Below are 15,703 nucleotides of genomic sequence, written 5' to 3'. Positions count from 1 at the left end.
GGGTTACAGGAATATCAAGATGCAGATCATACTTTTGGAGAGAATAGAAAAACTCGGCCAAATGGGGAATATGGTAACCGTCAAGAATGGCTATGCTCGTAACTTCTTATTGCCCCGTGGCAAAGCCCTCCGTGCGACAAAGGAAAACCTAACCCGCTTTGAGCAAGAGCGCATACAGATGGAGGCTCAGAACCTAGAACGCCGAACAGAGGCAGAATCCATTGCCCAAAAACTCGAAGGCCAACAATTTATCGTTATGCGTCAAGCAGGCGAAACAGGCCAACTCTATGGTTCAGTCACAACCCGCGACTTAGTTGAAACTCTCACACAAAACGGCTTCACTGTGATACGTGATCAAGTTAACCTCATCCAACCCATTAAATCCCTTGGGTTACATGAGGTTCTCGTGCGACTTCATCCAGAGGTGCGCATTAGAATTAGAATTAATGTAGCCCGCAACGAGGAAGAGGCAGAACGCCAGGCCCGTGGCCTCTCCATCACCCCCGATGATGAAAACAAAGCTGCCACAAACGAGGAGAGCATCAGTCCGACGGATGTCTTTGAGGACGAAGTACAGGCACGTCTTGCTGAGGAAGACGCTCAAGAGGGTATAGATAGTGACACAGAAACCGATATGCTCTCAACTCACAATACCCCAGAGGGCAACGATGACTCTGACGAGCCATAGAATTTTTAACCCCTGAAAATCATCCCATATAATTTCTGACTTGTTGCACCACTTGTGCTAGACTTACTCTCTCTAAGAGAGGTTGATGATGGACAATTCGGTACACGCCCATAACTTCAGGCAACTGCCCTCCGGCGCACCAGATGATGGAACCACCATCCCCCACCAACAGCCCAGCAACCTAGAGGCCGAAGAATCTCTTCTCGGAGCCATCTTAATTAACAACGATGCCCTAGACCAAGTATCTGATTTTCTGGAAGACAAGCATTTTTACGAGCCACTCCATGGGCGCATTTATGATTTTATCGCCCGCTTAGTCAACACAGGTCGCCTTGCCTCAGAAAAAACACTGAAGAGTTTTTTTGAAGATGACGAAGCTCTTAAGGAAGTCGGTGGGGTTAGTTATCTGGGCCGATTGGTATCTAATGCTACCACAACGGTGAACGCTGGCCACTATGGCCACCTTGTCTACGAGGAGGCATTACGCCGAGAGATGATACGGGCGGCTGAAGATATTCTATCCGCTGCTTATACGACCCAGCCAGGCCAATCGCCTCTGGAACAACTAGAGAATGCTGAGCAAATACTTTATTCGGTCGCTGAAAGAGAGCGCTACGAAGGGGGCTTTCAGCCCTTTGATAGTGCCCTTGCCAGCGCTTTGGACATGGCTGCTAATGCGTTCGAGCGCGACGGGCATTTATCAGGACTGCCCACGGGATTAACAGACCTTGACCACTTGATGGGCGGGCTTCAACCCTCTGACCTTGTCATTATAGCAGGACGGCCTGCTATGGGAAAGACAGCGCTGGCCACCAACATTGCCTGTAATGTTGCCAAACTCCTTAATAAGGATACGCAGCCGAATAAAAAAAATGATAATAGGGTTGTTGGATTCTTTTCTCTTGAAATGTCATCAGAGCAGTTAGCAACACGTATTATTTCAGAAACCTCAGAAATACCATCAGAGCGTATTCGCCGAGGCCGTATTACAGCAGATGAGTTTCATCAACTCAGAGATGCGAGCGAATTCCTTGGCACCCTACCTTTGTTTATTGATGCAACTGGTGCCTTGAACATATCTCGCCTAGCGGCCCGTGCCCGACGTCTTAAGCGGCAACATGGCTTGGATTTAATCGTTGTGGATTATCTACAACTGGCGGCGGGCAACGGACGGTTTCGCAATGAAAATCGTGTACAAGAAGTCAGTGAGGTTACCCAAGGCCTTAAAGCCTTGGCCAAAGAGCTCAGCGTGCCCATCGTGGCTCTTTCTCAACTCTCTCGTGCTGTAGAGCAGCGCGATGACAAACGCCCCCAATTAGCTGATTTGCGCGAGTCCGGCTCTATTGAGCAAGACGCGGATGTTGTGTTGTTTGTTTATCGTGAGGAATATTACCTTGAACGCGCCGAACCTCTTGAAGGCACTGAAGAGCACGACAAATGGAGAATGCGTATGGATAGAGTGCATGGACTAGCCGAGGTGATTATCGGTAAGCAGCGTCATGGACCTACAGGTGTCACCCGCCTTGCTTATCAAGCCAACTTGACGCGCTTTACGGATTTAGCTCAATCCGACCACATACCGGAAGAGAGGTTGTGAACGGGCCACAACAATCATGCTCTCTTATGCCGAGAATGACCTACAATGACGCATGCTTGACCATCAATTTGAGCGCTCTTATTGATAATTGGAGAATCTGCGCTGCCCAAGCCCCCAATGTGCAAACAGCCGCCGTTATCAAAGCCGACGCTTATGGTCTGGGCCTAACCTCAGTAACGCCATCCCTTGTAAAGGTGGGCTGTGAATGTTTTTTTGTAGCCCTTGTAGAAGAAGGTAAACAGGTAAGATACCTAGCACCCGATAGCGCTATTTATGTGATGAATGGCTTGTTTCCGGGTCTTTCTGATACTCTCACACACTACAATTTGCGTCCGTGCCTTGGCTCGTTGGAAGAAATACACGAGTGGGTAAATTTCTGCCGTATGCGGGATATACGCCCCCCCGTAGCTCTCCATATTGATAGCGGTATGAACCGCCTTGGGCTTAGCAGCTACGACGTCCGAACGCTAGCTGGTGATCATGACCTCCTCAACGCTTTAAACATTACCCTCATTATGAGTCATTTAGCGTGCGCCTCCATGCCATCACATCCCATGAATGAAAAACAGCTCCGGTGCTTTAATGAATTACGCGCCCTATTGCCTACAGCTCCTGCTAGCCTTGCTAATACAGCCGGAATATGGCTAGGCCCACCTTATCACTTTGATGTAATTCGTCCGGGTATAGGTCTGTACGGAGGTAACCCCAACCCTGAGCGCCCCTCTCCTTTCAAGACAGTGGTAACCCTTGAAGCACCTATCATAAAAATCCGCACCATCTCTGCCGGTGAGAGTGTTGGATATGACGCAAACTACACTGCTCAAAGTGACCGCCGCATTGCCATTATTTCGACAGGCTATGCTGATGGTTATCCTTATGCCCTTGGAGCGGGGCATTCACCGGCTACCGCTCGTGCAGCTGACATAGATGTGCCTATCATCGGGCGCATCTCGATGGATATGCTAGCACTGGACATCACCGACACTCCTCCGGATAGCCTTAAACGGGGCGATTGTGTGGAACTTTTCGGCAACCAGATATCCCTAGAGCGTCTGGCAACAGCGGCAAAAACAACGTCTTATGAGATTTTGACCCGTATAGGCAAACGCTATGATCATTGTTATATTTAGTTGTTGCTATAAGCCAACAAAGATAAAGAGAAACACATTGTGGAATCCTTAGCTATTATTGGACGTGTTGTTTTAGGAACTCTGGCACAGGCTGGGCGTTTAACCATATTCATTGGAAACTCCATCGGCTATAGCATACGCCCGCCGTATTTTGTGGGACTGGTCTTCTATCACATGATGAAAATCGGGTATAATTCTCTCCCCGTTGTAGCCTTAACAGCATTCTTTACCGGTGCTGTTCTAGCTCTGCAAATTTTTTATGGGGGCAATCAATTTAATTCTGAGACTATTATTGCCTCTATTGTTGCTCTTGGTATAACCCGTGAGCTAGGGCCGGTGCTCGCTGGATTAATGGTAGCGGGACGGGTCAGTGCTGCACTAGCGGCTGAAATTGGCACCATGCGTGTGACAGAACAAATTGATGCTCTAAAAACTTTGTCTGTGAATCCTTATCAATATTTGTGTACGCCTCCTCTGGTAGCCTCAGTTATAACACTGCCTTTGTTAGTTTTGATTGCCGATATTATCGGTGTTCTGGGCGGGTTTGCAGTAGGCACTGAGAGTTTAGGCTTTAATGGCGGAGTTTATATCGCCAACACCATAGATTTTCTAAAAGCCGATGACGTAACCTCTGGTTTGGTTAAATCAGCCGTGTTTGGCTTTATCATCGCTATGATGGGTTGCTTTCATGGCTTCCATAGTAGCGGAGGCGCACAAGGTGTTGGACGAGCAGCTACCAATGCTGTCGTAAGTTCATCTATTCTTATTTTAGCTGCCAACTACACCATGACATCTGTTTTCTTTGCCTCGTAAGGATACCCCGTGTCAGACACACCCTTAATAAAACTCAATGGCCTAACAAAACGCTTTGGCGACAAAAGCATATTGAATGGCATCAACCTATCTGTGACATCAGGCGAATCCATGGTCATCATTGGTGGCTCCGGAAGCGGCAAATCTGTTACGCTAAAGTGCATCCTTGGCCTTCTACGACCCAGTGGAGGTGCCATCTATATTGACGGAAAAGAGACAACCTATATCAGGGGTCGGGAGAGAGACAAATTGCTACGCCATTTCGGAATGTTGTTTCAGGGTGGCGCTTTATTTGACAGCCTCACGGTGTGGGAGAATGTTGCCTTTGGCCAGATTCAAGGCAATCAGATGAATCACATTGACGCTCACGATATGGCCATAGAAAAACTAGCCAAGGTAGGGTTAGGGCCGGAAATTGGTGACCTTAACCCATCAGAACTATCCGGCGGTATGCAAAAACGAGTGGGATTAGCACGCGCGATTGCTCTAGACCCGGATATTATTTTCTTTGATGAACCAACCACTGGTCTTGACCCTATAATGGCGGATACCATCAATAACCTGATACGTGAAACAGTTAAAGATTTAGGTGTGACAGCTGTCTCAATCACTCACGATATGGTCAGCGCCCGTAAAATTGCCGACCGTGTTGCTATGATTTACAAAGGTGAGATTATCTGGACAGGTAAGATTGAAGACATTGATCAAAGCGGCAATGGTTATGTTGATCAGTTTATTAATGGGCGTTCCGACGGCCCCATCCAGATGAATATTCTAAAACAGTAAATCTCTTTTTTGGGGTTAGCCCCCTAGATGGGTATTCTTAAAATGGCACGTTCCGCTTTTTACATATGCCAATCCTGCGGTACAGTCTCCCCTCGCTGGAAAGGTCAGTGCGATGCCTGTAATACATGGAACAGCCTAACCGAAGAAGTACCCCAAGAACCGGGAGCTGTCAAGAAAGCAACCAAATCCATTAGCACAAGAGCGCCAGCCATTGAGCTAGGCTCCTTATCTGGTGTTGGCGACCCCCCACCCCGCTTAGCTAGTGGCCTTGGCGAATTTGATCGTGTGTGCGGCGGTGGCATCGTACCAGGGTCGGTGTTATTGGTAGGGGGCGACCCAGGTATTGGCAAATCTACCCTTCTGCTACAGGTGTTGGCGCATCTGGCATCCAATAACATCCCATCTGTTTACATATCAGGGGAAGAATCAGTTGAGCAAATACGTCTGCGTGCTCACCGACTAGATCTTATCCATAACCCCTTGCCCATTGCGGCCGAAACATCTCTAGCCGCAATTTTAGCAACCCTTGAGAGTATGGACTCTGGAGGCGTTGTAGTGATTGATTCCATTCAAACCATGTGGAGAGACGACATTGACGCTACCCCTGGTGCCATCACCCAACTGCGGGCTAGTGCTCAAAGCCTGATACGCTTTGCCCGACGGCACAACACGGCGGTTGTCTTGATAGGCCATGTGACAAAAGATGGTCAGATTGCAGGCCCCCGCGTTATAGAACACATGGTTGACAGCGTTCTTTATTTTGAGGGGGAGCGGTCACATCAATTTCGTATCCTACGAGCTGTTAAAAATCGCTACGGCCCTACCGATGAAATTGGTGTCTTTGAAATGAGTCATACCGGCTTACAAGAAGTTCAGGAGCCATCAGCACTTTTCTTAGATGATCACGAGAATCGAGTCACCGGCTCAGCCGTATTAGCCAGTATTGAAGGCACTCGTCCGGTCTTGGTTGATATTCAAGCTCTAGCAGCTCACGGAGCGGGCGGCGGCGCACCTCGGCGGGCCGTTGTAGGATGCGATGCTGGACGGCTGGCTATGGTTCTAGCGGTGTTGGATACTCGGTGCGGGTTAAAACTGAATGGCCATGACATCTATCTCAACGTAGCAGGAGGCTTGAGGGTTACCGAGCCGGCAGCTGATTTTGCTATGGCCGCCGCCCTTATTTCATCGGCGATAGCCGTTTCCTTACCTCCCCATTGCGCATTGTTTGGTGAAATCAGCTTATCTGGGGCCTTACGACCACCCGCCCATTGCGATATCCGTCTAAAAGAGGCCCAAAAACTAGGCTTTCATCACATTTTCATGCCCCAGCAAAGGGGCAAAATAAGCACACCCGAGGGAATAACAATTGAGACTTTTGCCAGCTTGCCGGATTTTTTTAGCCACTTTAGTCAAGGAATTGCTCTGGACGACTCAGTTGCAACAACTTAGTTTCCAATTTAGAGACGGGGGGACTGAGAGCAAAACAAACAGGGATATGGAGCTTTGCCCGAAATTTTGCCTGATATTGCCTTAACCAGTTTCATTATCCTATCGGCCTTTGTGGGATTTTTACGGGGCGTTCTGAAAGAAATTTTGAGCATTGCCTCGTGGGTTCTGGCTATCGTAGCGGCTGTTTTTGGAACTGCCCCTTTAGGAGAATTATTCCTGCCTGTCATTTCTTCTCCGTGGGTAGCCCAGAGTTTGGCAGGAGCACTCATTTTTGTGGTTATTTTTCTGTTATTACGTTCCCTAACAGGACGCTGGAGTGTTGCCCTGAAAAATACCACCGCTAACGGTGCTGATCGACTGTTGGGTCTTCTTTTTGGCGTAGCCCGTGGCGTTTTTGTGTTAGCGGCGGCATGGATGTTATTTATTTTTCTGACAACCCCCACACCTCCCCCAGCTTGGATGCAAAGCCTCCGCCTACTGCCCACCATAGAGGCTGTAGCTAATATTCTCCACCCTCTTCTACCAAACACCCTCTCAGGAGAAACCTCCTCAGAGGAATTCCCCCAAGAAGAATTACCCCCGCAGATATAATAAGTGCTATAAGCCATGAATAAGCAGCCAATCAATCTACAAAAGGCATGGTGAACTATATGTCAGTCTTGAGAGAGGACCGCTTGCATGAAGATTGCGGCGTGTTTGGCGTTTTTAATCATCCTGATGCAGCTGCTTTATCAGTTCTAGGACTTCACGCTTTACAGCATAGAGGACAAGAGGCTGCTGGTATTGTCAGTTTTGACGGTACTCATTTTAATTCTGAAAAACGACCCGGTTTGGTTGGTGATCATTTCTCGGACGCCCGCACCATAAGTCGTCTTCCCGGGCGAAGTGCTGTGGGCCATGTGCGGTATTCTACAATTGGCGGCAGTGTTGCCCGCAATATACAGCCACTCTTTGCAGATCTTGTCGGTGGTGGGTGTGCTTGCGCCCATAATGGACACTTCACCAATGCAGTTACCCTGCGTAATGAACTTGTGCACTCCGGCGCTATTTTTCAGTCTACCTGTGATACGGAAACGTTTCTCCATCTTCTAGCCCGTAGCCCCATAGCGGGGATAGCTCACCGGATAGTAGATAGTTTACGCCAAATTGAAGGTGCATTCGCTATGGTCATGCTGACCACAAAGAAATTAGTGGGCGCACGTGATCCTCTGGGTATCCGTCCTTTGGTTCTAGGGCAATTAGAAGATGCCTATATTTTAGCGTCCGAAACCTGCGCACTAGATATCATCGGCGCCCATTTCGTACGAGACATAGAACCTGGAGAAATTGTTATCATTTCTGAACAAGGCATACAAAGTCTGCGCCCTTTCCCGCCCATGAAGCCGCGCCCCTGCGTCTTTGAATATATCTACTTCGCCCGCCCTGATAGTATTGTGGGCGGTAGAAGTGTCTATGAGCATCGCCAAGCCATGGGACGAGAATTGGCCAGAGAAAGCCATAACACTAATACTGACGTTGTTATTCCAGTGCCTGATTCTGGCGTTCCGGCGGCTATTGGCTATGCGTCTGAAGCCAATATGCCCTTTGAGCTAGGCATTATTCGCAATCATTATGTGGGGCGCACGTTTATCCAACCCACTCAGCAGATACGCCAGCAAAGCGTCAAACTTAAGCATAACACCAACCGGACGGCCATTAGGGGGCGACGCGTTATTTTGATAGATGATAGTATTGTACGCGGTACTACATCTATTAAAATTGTTCAAATGCTTTATGAGGCAGGAGCACGAGAGATACATTTCAGAGTTGCCTGTCCCCCTATAGCTCACCCTGATTACTACGGCATTGACACACCAGAAGAAGAACAACTCCTAGCCGCTCAACACAACTTGGAAAGCATGAAGCGGCATATTGGCGTTGATAGCCTATCTTTTTTATCCGTAGATGGTCTCTATAGAGCCATGGGATATTCGGGGCGCGATCCGGTAAGTCCACAATTTACAGATCATTGCTTCACAGGGGACTATCCAACCCCCCTGACGGATCAGTCTGTCAACCGTCATACCGAGCAACTCTCCTTGTTAACTGAAATCGGCTGAACACCCTAATGGGCGAACGTCTAGACAAACAGATAGCCCTTATTACAGGCGCATCACGCGGGATTGGACGTGCTGTAGCCGTTGCTCTGGCCGCTGAGGGCGCCCATGTAATACTCGTAGCTCGCACCGTAGCAGATCTTGAAGAAACAGACGATTTAGTGCGCTCTGTAGGAGGTACGGCAACTCTAACCCCCTTAGATATCACCGAGGGAGATAGCATAGACCGCCTAGGTGGTATCATCTACGAACGCTGGGGCAAGCTGGATATTCTTGTAGGCAATGCCGGAGTTCTAGGCCCTTTGTCTCCGTTATCCCACGTATCACCGGACGCTTTTTCGCAAACCATAGAAGCCAACTTAACGGCCAACTGGCAGCTAATACGCTCTATGGAAACTCTTTTGCTACAATCTCAAGGGGGGCGCGCTATTTTTACCACCTCCGATGCAGCTCACAAATGCCGTCCTTATTGGGGGCCTTATTCCGTTACTAAGGCAGCTCTGAATGCTTTGGTAAAAACATGGGTTCATGAAACCCGCGATACGTCTTTGCGCATCAATATAATCTCTCCTGGGACAGTACGCACCGGCATGCGAGCCAAAGCTATGCCGGGAGAAGACCCTAGCAGTCTACCCACAGCGGAAAGTATTACCCCTCTTTTTGTTGAACTAGCAGCCCCCACCTGCGCCTGTCATGGTCTCTGCATAACACCGGAAGATTATAAAACACCGCAAGGTCTACGCCGTATTCACGAGGGGTTGTAGGGGTTATCCCCCTTGCGCAAGCGCAGGCGCAATGGAACACCCAGCAAATCAAAGCTCTCTCGCAAGCCATTCACTAAATAACGTTTATATGAGGGTGTAATGGCGCCTATCCGATTAGCAAACACAACAAACGAGGGTGGACGGATACCAGCTTGTGTCATATAGCGTAAATGGGTGGGCCGCCCACGTAGAGTGGGAGGTGGATGCCAGCGAGTCATTTGCGCTAACCAGCGGTTTAGTTGAGAGGTTGACAGTTTGCGGTTCCATAGTTCTTGGCACCCAAAAACCGCTGGTGCTAGCCGAGAGATGCCATAACCCGTATGAGAAGATAACAACAACACAGGCACGCCGCGTAACTGAGGTAGTAAGTGATCTGCTTTTTCCCGTAACTCTTCTGCTAGAGATTTTTTATCCTCTACAAGATCTGCCTTAGCCGCTACCATAACCAACGGGCGACCTTCTTCCGCAACTTTTTCTGCCAACCGCAAATCCTGTTTTTCAAAAGGCGCAAGGGCCTCCATAACCAGCACTACCACCTCGGCAAACCGCATAGCTTGCAGACTACCACCCACCGTCAAGTTTTCAATCTTATCAGCGACTTTAGGCCGATGGCGCATTCCGGCCGTATCAAACATCCGTACCGGACGCCCCCCCCACTCCCAGTCAATCTCAATGGTGTCCCGTGTGACCCCCGCCACCGGCCCTGTCAACGCCCGCTCCATACCCAACAACCGGTTCAGCAACGTAGACTTGCCTGTATTAGGTTGCCCAATAATCGCCATACGCAAAGGTTTATCAATTGTTTCTGCATTGTCATCCCCATCTGTTTCGTCTGTTTCCAGATCATAGGTTTCAGACTCCCCTGTAAAAGAAGATAAATAATCCCGCAAGCTCTCCATGCCTCTGTCATGCTCCGCCGATATGGGCACAACCTCCCCCAACCCCAAAGTCCAACACTCACCAGCAGAAGCCTCAACCTTCTCATTGTCGCATTTATTAGCCACTAGAATAATAGGTACAGATAAACGACGCAGACGATCCGCTAGCGTATAATCCAGTGGCGTTAATCCCTGCCGGGCATCTACTAAAAACAAGCACACATCAGCGCGGGAAAGAGCGATCTCCATTTGCCGCTGAGCATCAGCCTCTATGCTGTCATCCCGCACATCGCCAAAACCCGCAGTATCCAAAACCGTAAAGTACATATCTCCAAGATGGGCTCGACCCTCCCGCCAGTCGCGGGTAAGCCCTGGTGTATTATCCACCAACGCAACACGCCGCCGCACCAACCGATTGAACAACGTGGATTTTCCCACATTTGGCCGTCCTACAATAGCCAACGTAAATGACATAAACTTAATACCTTACTCACAAGCCCCCTATTATAATTATAGAGCGGTGAATTATCTGTTTTTAGGCGTACATGCTTACTACCGCCATGCCGCCAACGTTGCATCATCGGTCAATATATAAATCATCTCATTAGCTACAATGGGTGCGATGTAGGCTGCATCTTCAATGGAGAACTCACGAAATACCTCGCCTGTATAGGGAGAAACCAAAACAGATTTTCCGGCAGAAGATACAGCCAAGAGCGTGTCTCCTGCTAAAACCGGACCGGCCCATTCTATCGGATCTTCCAGATCCTCTGAATCCTCATGGGTCTGTAACTGTGTTACCCAGAAAATACGACCATTGTCCCGCGACAGACAAATCAGCTGGGCATCCGTCGTAACAACATAAATATAATCTCCCACCACCCATGGAGTCTGGATACCCCCTATATCGCGCGTCCATATAGGCTGACCTGTGCGCAGATTAACAGCCACCATGCGGCCCGCATGACTGATAGCAATCACCCTATCTTTATCAATGACAACATCGCCGGATACATCATTAAGACTCTCCAAATCGCTTCCCGCTTGCGTCAAAGTAAGAGACTCCTCCCAAACCACAGCGCCGGTTTCCACCCGCATAGCGACAATCTCACCGGAACTAAAGGGAGCTACAACAACTGACTCAGAAACCGCAGGACTTGTTGCCCGCAAAATGCCGGCGTTTTCGGGAATCCCCTGATATGACCACAAGACCCGGCCATCTACAGCAGAAAAAGCATTCAAATCATTATCATAAGAGATGGCAAACACCCGACCATCCTCAACCGTAGGTGCCGAACGGTACGGAATACCCCCTTCATACATCCAAAGAACCTCACCGGTCCCTGAATCAAGGGCTATCAGTTGGCCAAAGCCGGTTGTCACAAACAAACGGCCATCCTCATAAGCGACCGCTCCACCAAAACCTTCTCTTTCATCCTCCCCCTCAGGAGCAAGAGTTCTTGACCATAACAGATAGCCACTTTCAGCATCATAGGCGCGAACCTCTGTTCCCGCATCCAGTGTATAAACATGACCGTTCGCTACAATCGGCGGGGCGGTTAAAAATCCACGGCTGGATGACCCAGTGCCAATATCGACGCTCCACAATTCCGTCAATGTGCTGGCCGCCGCCAGATGATACATAGTGTGACTTGCATTCCCTCCCGCCTGCGGCCACGCCTTATTGACACTGGCGGAGGGCAACGTGATAGACTCCGCCGCTAACCCCGGATCAGCCTCCAACTGCCGTTCAAAAACCAGAACGGGTAAGCGCTCGCCCTCAAGTATAGGACCTGAAGGAGCTGAACATGCCCCTAGCGCGACAATGGGAATCAAAAAAGCGTGTATTCGTAACAAACGACTTATCCTTTCAAAGGTGGTCTTTTTAATCAGGAACTTAAAATGGAGGATTCGCTGAGGAAGATCCATCAGAGGAAAACTGCCCCGCAGGTGCTCTAGGCCCCAAAACTGTCATCATAATGTAGGCGCGCTCTAACAAGCCGGACGGGGAACTGGGATCATTAATTATACTACTATAATAAGAGCGGGCTTGCTCTGTTTGTCCAGCCAGAAATTTAGCCAACCCCAATACTTCACGAGCCATATTACGCATGGGCTGCCCTGATTGAGCAACATCCCCAAGACGGTCCTGTAACTCTTGCGTATCAACCTTACCTATCATCACAAAGCCTGCTCGTACCCGCGCTACATTACGCAAACTTAACGGCAAAGAACGGTTATTGGCTATCATATCATATAGATGAACCGCCTCTTCCCAATTTCCTGTTTCCGAAAGCAAAGCCGCTTCTTGTAGCTGCGCCAACGTCCTATACCCCTCTGGCCCCCCCTTTGCAATCAGAGCTAAGGTCTCTCTAGCCGCTACTATAGTATCTTCCGTTGCTTCTACTTCTTCTCTCCTGACTTCCTCCAGACTCTTAACAGCTAGGTCATACTGACGAGAGGCCTCTTGCACCGTTGAAATCGTCCAACTTCGTACCCCCGCAAAGGCCACCACCACAAGAGCAACCACAACAACAACACCAACGACATAAAAACCATACTTACGCCATAAGGTCATATAGCGCTCACGGCGCAAATCCCGCTCCACTTCCCGAAAAATATCGCTCATGCCACTTTCATATATCTTTCATACGCTACAATAAAGTCTATAAGGACGAACCAGATAAGGTTACCCCTTAATAATTAAGGACAAAATAACCCAGCCGCCTCCCCACGTAAACCTTGAAGAGGTTACTTATCTACTGAATTGAACTATTTTTTTTCACCTGACGGCTAGAAGAATCAGAAGAAGACTCCTCCATACCATAAACATGAGTAGAAGACGGAAACTTTCTAGCCCGAACCTCTGCCCCATAGGCCTCCGCCGCCCCTGCAATAGCAGCCCCCAACGAGGCAAATTCCTTAACAAAAAGCGGTGCTTTGGGAGATAATCCCAGCATATCTTCCGTCACCAAAATCTGCCCATCGCAAGCCGGTGAAGCCCCTATGCCTATGGTGGGTACCGAAACCTGATGAGTAATGCGGACCGCCAGAGGTTCTGCCATACCCTCCAGTACCATGGCGAACACGCCAGCGTCCACCAGCGCCCTAGCGTCTGCCTCTAGCGCAGGCCATGTATCCTCCGTCCGACCCGTTACCCGAAAGCCACCCGCAACATTCACATTTTGCGGAGTCAAACCGATATGCCCCATCACCGGCACACCACGCAACACAAGATAACGGACCGTCTCTGCCATCCGCTCACCACCCTCCAGCTTAACCGCCGTACATCCCGTCTCCTTAATCACCCGACAAGCATGACGAAAAGCAACCTCCGGACTTTCCTCATAACTACCAAACGGCATATCCACCACCACTAACGCCCGTTCGGCACCCCGCACAACCGCCGCCCCATGAGCAATCATCATATCCAGTGTTACCCCCAGAGTAGTCTCCATACCATACATGACCATGCCAAGAGAATCGCCCACCAACAACAAATCCACATAAGGGTCTATAAGACGTGCCGTATGAGCATGATAAGTCGTAAGACACACAAGAGGTTCTCCACCCTTGCGCGCTACAATATCTGGAACCGTGGTACGTTTAATGCGTGTTTCTACAGACATGGAAGACCCTATTATTTTTATATACCGTCTTTTATGCCCCAGAGCGCTTCGCGAGACGGCGATAACTAACGGCTAAGACAGCAATACTCAATAACGTAACAAACAGGAAATTTACCATATAAAGAACGACAAGAAACAGAAGAAGAAGAATACCTTCACCTCCCGCAGTGCTTAAGAAAGCATATACAGGCGCAGCTATAAGTAAAGAGATCAGCGGTATGGGAAGAGTCGCTCCCACAATAGCAAGGAATAACCTCCAGCAATTTCCCTCAGCAATTTGCCAGGCATCTTTAATAAAGATACCTCCCCGAACTGCCGTAAGAGGTAACAACAAGCTTAACCGCACGAGAACATAAAATGTAGCCCAACAAAAGAGCAGAAACACACCCGCACCGACAAAGGTTATAGCATCACCAAGGAAAGGTAGACTAAACGCTGCACCTATAATGAGAAAAATTCCCGGCAAAGACGAAACTATCGTTGCTAAAAGATACCACAGATAGCGGCCATGCCAGCCAGCATTGCGCTCCCCTTCAATAATATACCGATGCAAAGGAACAGAAATCATGGGTAAAATCAGCCATGTCAGAATGCTAATTCCATAATCCGGATAAACCTCCTCCAGTGCTATCAACACAAAATAAGCTAAAAGAGCATACCAAATCAGGCCCACCATAACTCTTGCATGGAGGAATACCCCTTCGTAGGTTTCCCTCAAAACTTCCCCAACGGGTAATTTCATCTTACACCTGCCTCTACCAAATTAGCCCCTGAGCACTACTATAACAAATTATATCTTGCCCAACATATACTACTATCTATTGCTTCCGGGAGGGCCTTTTTCGCAGATTCCTACCTCAGTGTTTGCACACAAATACCATAATTTCAACACAGGACCTTCACCACGTGCATTCGTAAGAACAAATATAAGCCTCATAGGTCAAGGCCAGTTCGCCGTTGCACCCCAAACATCTATCCTCCATCTCCAGCATGGTATACCTATAACATCTACAAACAGCGAGCTGCCTGGGAGAAGTTTGGCATATCAGAGCGCCGCGCCTGCAAGGTGCTCAGGCAGTATCGATCAACACAACGCCGTGTTCCACAAGGCCGTGCTGATGAAGAGCGCCTTGTGGCAGATATAATAGCGCTTACCCGCGAATATGGTCGCTATGGTTACCGGCGCATTGCCGTAAAGCTGCGCGAAGCGGGCTGGTCTGTGAATGACAAGCGCGTTGAGCGGCTCTGGAGACGGGAAGGGTTGAAAGTACCGCAAAAACAGCCAAAGAAGGGAAGGCTATGGTTCAATGACGGTTCCTGCGTCAGGCTCAGGCCTGAATATCCCAATCATGTCTGGTCTTACGATTTTGTACATCACCGCACTGATGACGGAAGGGCTTTCCGGACACTGAACATCATGGATGAATACTCCCGTGAGGTCTTGATGATTCGCGTCCGGCGTAAGATCAACCCGTTTGATGTGATTGATGCCTTAACGGATCTGTTCATTCTACGCGGTGTTCCCCGGTACATCCGCTCCGATAACGGTCCTGAGTTCATCTCAGCTAGTGTCAGAAAGTGGATAGCGGCCGTGGGTGCACAAACCGCCTATATCGAGCCGGGGTCACCATGGGAGAACGGCTATATAGAAAGCTTCAACGGACGCTTCCGAGACGAGTTGTTAAACGGGGAGATATTCTACACACTCAAGGAAGCGCAGATTCTGATTGAGCAATGGCGTGTCCACTACAATACCAGACGACCGCATTCGGCACTTGGATACAGGCCGCCGGTGCCGGAAACTATCATCCCGATTGACCCAAGACCTGCTCTGCTCCCTATAATTTAGACCATAAGAGAATAGAGTTTTCGG

Annotated in this window: 14 protein-coding genes and 1 pseudogene; 10 read left to right on the top strand and 5 right to left on the bottom strand. The window is 49.1% G+C overall.

Features of this window, described 5'->3' with window-relative positions; all coding sequences use genetic code 11:
• Positions 1 to 19: 19 nt before the first annotated feature.
• The 9 genes from rplI to V6Z81_02750 all read left to right on the top strand — a co-directional run bounded on the left by rplI (position 20) and on the right by V6Z81_02750 (position 9,323).
• The gene (rplI, locus tag V6Z81_02790; GenBank protein ID MEG9861417.1) at positions 20 to 688 is read left to right on the top strand and encodes a 50S ribosomal protein L9; all 669 of its coding nucleotides are present in this window, start codon (positions 20 to 22) and stop codon (positions 686 to 688) included.
• Between the two features lie 85 nt (positions 689 to 773).
• The gene (locus V6Z81_02785) at positions 774 to 2,285 is read left to right on the top strand and encodes a replicative DNA helicase (GenBank protein ID MEG9861416.1); all 1,512 of its coding nucleotides are present in this window, start codon (positions 774 to 776) and stop codon (positions 2,283 to 2,285) included.
• A gap of 56 nt (positions 2,286 to 2,341) precedes the next feature.
• On the top strand, positions 2,342 to 3,415 hold the full coding sequence (gene alr, locus V6Z81_02780) for an alanine racemase (protein ID MEG9861415.1): 1,074 nt from the start codon (positions 2,342 to 2,344) through the stop codon (positions 3,413 to 3,415).
• Between the two features lie 39 nt (positions 3,416 to 3,454).
• Positions 3,455 to 4,228, top strand: a complete 774-nt coding sequence (locus V6Z81_02775; protein ID MEG9861414.1) for an ABC transporter permease — start codon at positions 3,455 to 3,457, stop codon at positions 4,226 to 4,228.
• Between the two features lie 9 nt (positions 4,229 to 4,237).
• Positions 4,238 to 5,014 (top strand): ATP-binding cassette domain-containing protein, encoded by a 777-nt coding sequence (locus V6Z81_02770; protein MEG9861413.1) that lies wholly within the window; start codon positions 4,238 to 4,240, stop codon positions 5,012 to 5,014.
• A gap of 27 nt (positions 5,015 to 5,041) precedes the next feature.
• Complete coding sequence (gene radA, locus V6Z81_02765) at positions 5,042 to 6,463, top strand: DNA repair protein RadA (GenBank protein MEG9861412.1); 1,422 nt, start codon at positions 5,042 to 5,044, stop codon at positions 6,461 to 6,463.
• 54 nt (positions 6,464 to 6,517) lie between these two features.
• Complete coding sequence (locus V6Z81_02760) at positions 6,518 to 7,054, top strand: CvpA family protein (protein ID MEG9861411.1); 537 nt, start codon at positions 6,518 to 6,520, stop codon at positions 7,052 to 7,054.
• Positions 7,055 to 7,113: 59 nt separating this feature from the next.
• Positions 7,114 to 8,562 carry an amidophosphoribosyltransferase gene (purF, locus tag V6Z81_02755; protein ID MEG9861410.1) on the top strand — a complete coding sequence of 483 codons (1,449 nt, stop codon included), beginning with the start codon at positions 7,114 to 7,116 and terminating at the stop codon, positions 8,560 to 8,562.
• Between the two features lie 8 nt (positions 8,563 to 8,570).
• On the top strand, positions 8,571 to 9,323 hold the full coding sequence (locus tag V6Z81_02750; protein MEG9861409.1) for an SDR family NAD(P)-dependent oxidoreductase: 753 nt from the start codon (positions 8,571 to 8,573) through the stop codon (positions 9,321 to 9,323).
• On the opposite strand, the gene der is transcribed toward V6Z81_02750, so the two are convergent.
• The 5 genes from der to V6Z81_02725 form a co-directional block, all read right to left on the bottom strand.
• Complete coding sequence (gene der, locus V6Z81_02745) at positions 9,308 to 10,675, bottom strand: ribosome biogenesis GTPase Der (protein MEG9861408.1); 1,368 nt, start codon at positions 10,673 to 10,675, stop codon at positions 9,308 to 9,310. The two genes, V6Z81_02750 and der, sit on opposite strands and share 16 nt — an antisense overlap.
• 78 nt (positions 10,676 to 10,753) lie before the next feature.
• The gene (locus V6Z81_02740; GenBank protein ID MEG9861407.1) at positions 10,754 to 12,058 is read right to left on the bottom strand and encodes a PQQ-binding-like beta-propeller repeat protein; all 1,305 of its coding nucleotides are present in this window, start codon (positions 12,056 to 12,058) and stop codon (positions 10,754 to 10,756) included.
• Between the two features lie 40 nt (positions 12,059 to 12,098).
• Complete coding sequence (locus tag V6Z81_02735) at positions 12,099 to 12,830, bottom strand: tetratricopeptide repeat protein (GenBank protein ID MEG9861406.1); 732 nt, start codon at positions 12,828 to 12,830, stop codon at positions 12,099 to 12,101.
• 130 nt (positions 12,831 to 12,960) lie between these two features.
• A complete protein-coding gene (gene panB, locus V6Z81_02730) occupies positions 12,961 to 13,830 on the bottom strand; it encodes a 3-methyl-2-oxobutanoate hydroxymethyltransferase (protein ID MEG9861405.1) in 870 nt (289 codons plus the stop codon).
• 31 nt (positions 13,831 to 13,861) lie between these two features.
• Positions 13,862 to 14,572, bottom strand: coding sequence for a hypothetical protein (locus tag V6Z81_02725; GenBank protein MEG9861404.1), 711 nt, complete (start codon positions 14,570 to 14,572; stop codon positions 13,862 to 13,864).
• Positions 14,573 to 14,869: 297 nt separating this feature from the next.
• Between V6Z81_02725 and V6Z81_02720 the strand changes: the two are divergent.
• A pseudogene (locus tag V6Z81_02720) lies at positions 14,870 to 15,679 on the top strand (IS3 family transposase).
• Positions 15,680 to 15,703: the final 24 nt, after the last annotated feature.

It is taken from the genome of Parvularculales bacterium (assembly GCA_036881865.1).
Classification (GTDB): domain Bacteria; phylum Pseudomonadota; class Alphaproteobacteria; order JAPOUT01; family JBAJNM01; genus JBAJNM01.
Note: the sequence above shows the minus strand (reverse complement) of the source record. Positions and strands in the feature narration are given on the sequence as shown.

Coding starts and splice junctions, on each gene's coding strand:
- rplI (MEG9861417.1), top strand. CDS start 20: ATGCAGATCATACTTTTGGAGAGAATAGAAAAACTCGGCCAAATGGGG.
- V6Z81_02785 (MEG9861416.1), top strand. CDS start 774: ATGATGGACAATTCGGTACACGCCCATAACTTCAGGCAACTGCCCTCC.
- radA (MEG9861412.1), top strand. CDS start 5,042: ATGGGTATTCTTAAAATGGCACGTTCCGCTTTTTACATATGCCAATCC.
- purF (MEG9861410.1), top strand. CDS start 7,114: ATGTCAGTCTTGAGAGAGGACCGCTTGCATGAAGATTGCGGCGTGTTT.
- V6Z81_02750 (MEG9861409.1), top strand. CDS start 8,571: ATGGGCGAACGTCTAGACAAACAGATAGCCCTTATTACAGGCGCATCA.
- der (MEG9861408.1), bottom strand. CDS start 10,675: ATGTCATTTACGTTGGCTATTGTAGGACGGCCAAATGTGGGAAAATCC.
- V6Z81_02735 (MEG9861406.1), bottom strand. CDS start 12,830: ATGAGCGATATTTTTCGGGAAGTGGAGCGGGATTTGCGCCGTGAGCGC.
- panB (MEG9861405.1), bottom strand. CDS start 13,830: ATGTCTGTAGAAACACGCATTAAACGTACCACGGTTCCAGATATTGTA.
- V6Z81_02725 (MEG9861404.1), bottom strand. CDS start 14,572: ATGAAATTACCCGTTGGGGAAGTTTTGAGGGAAACCTACGAAGGGGTA.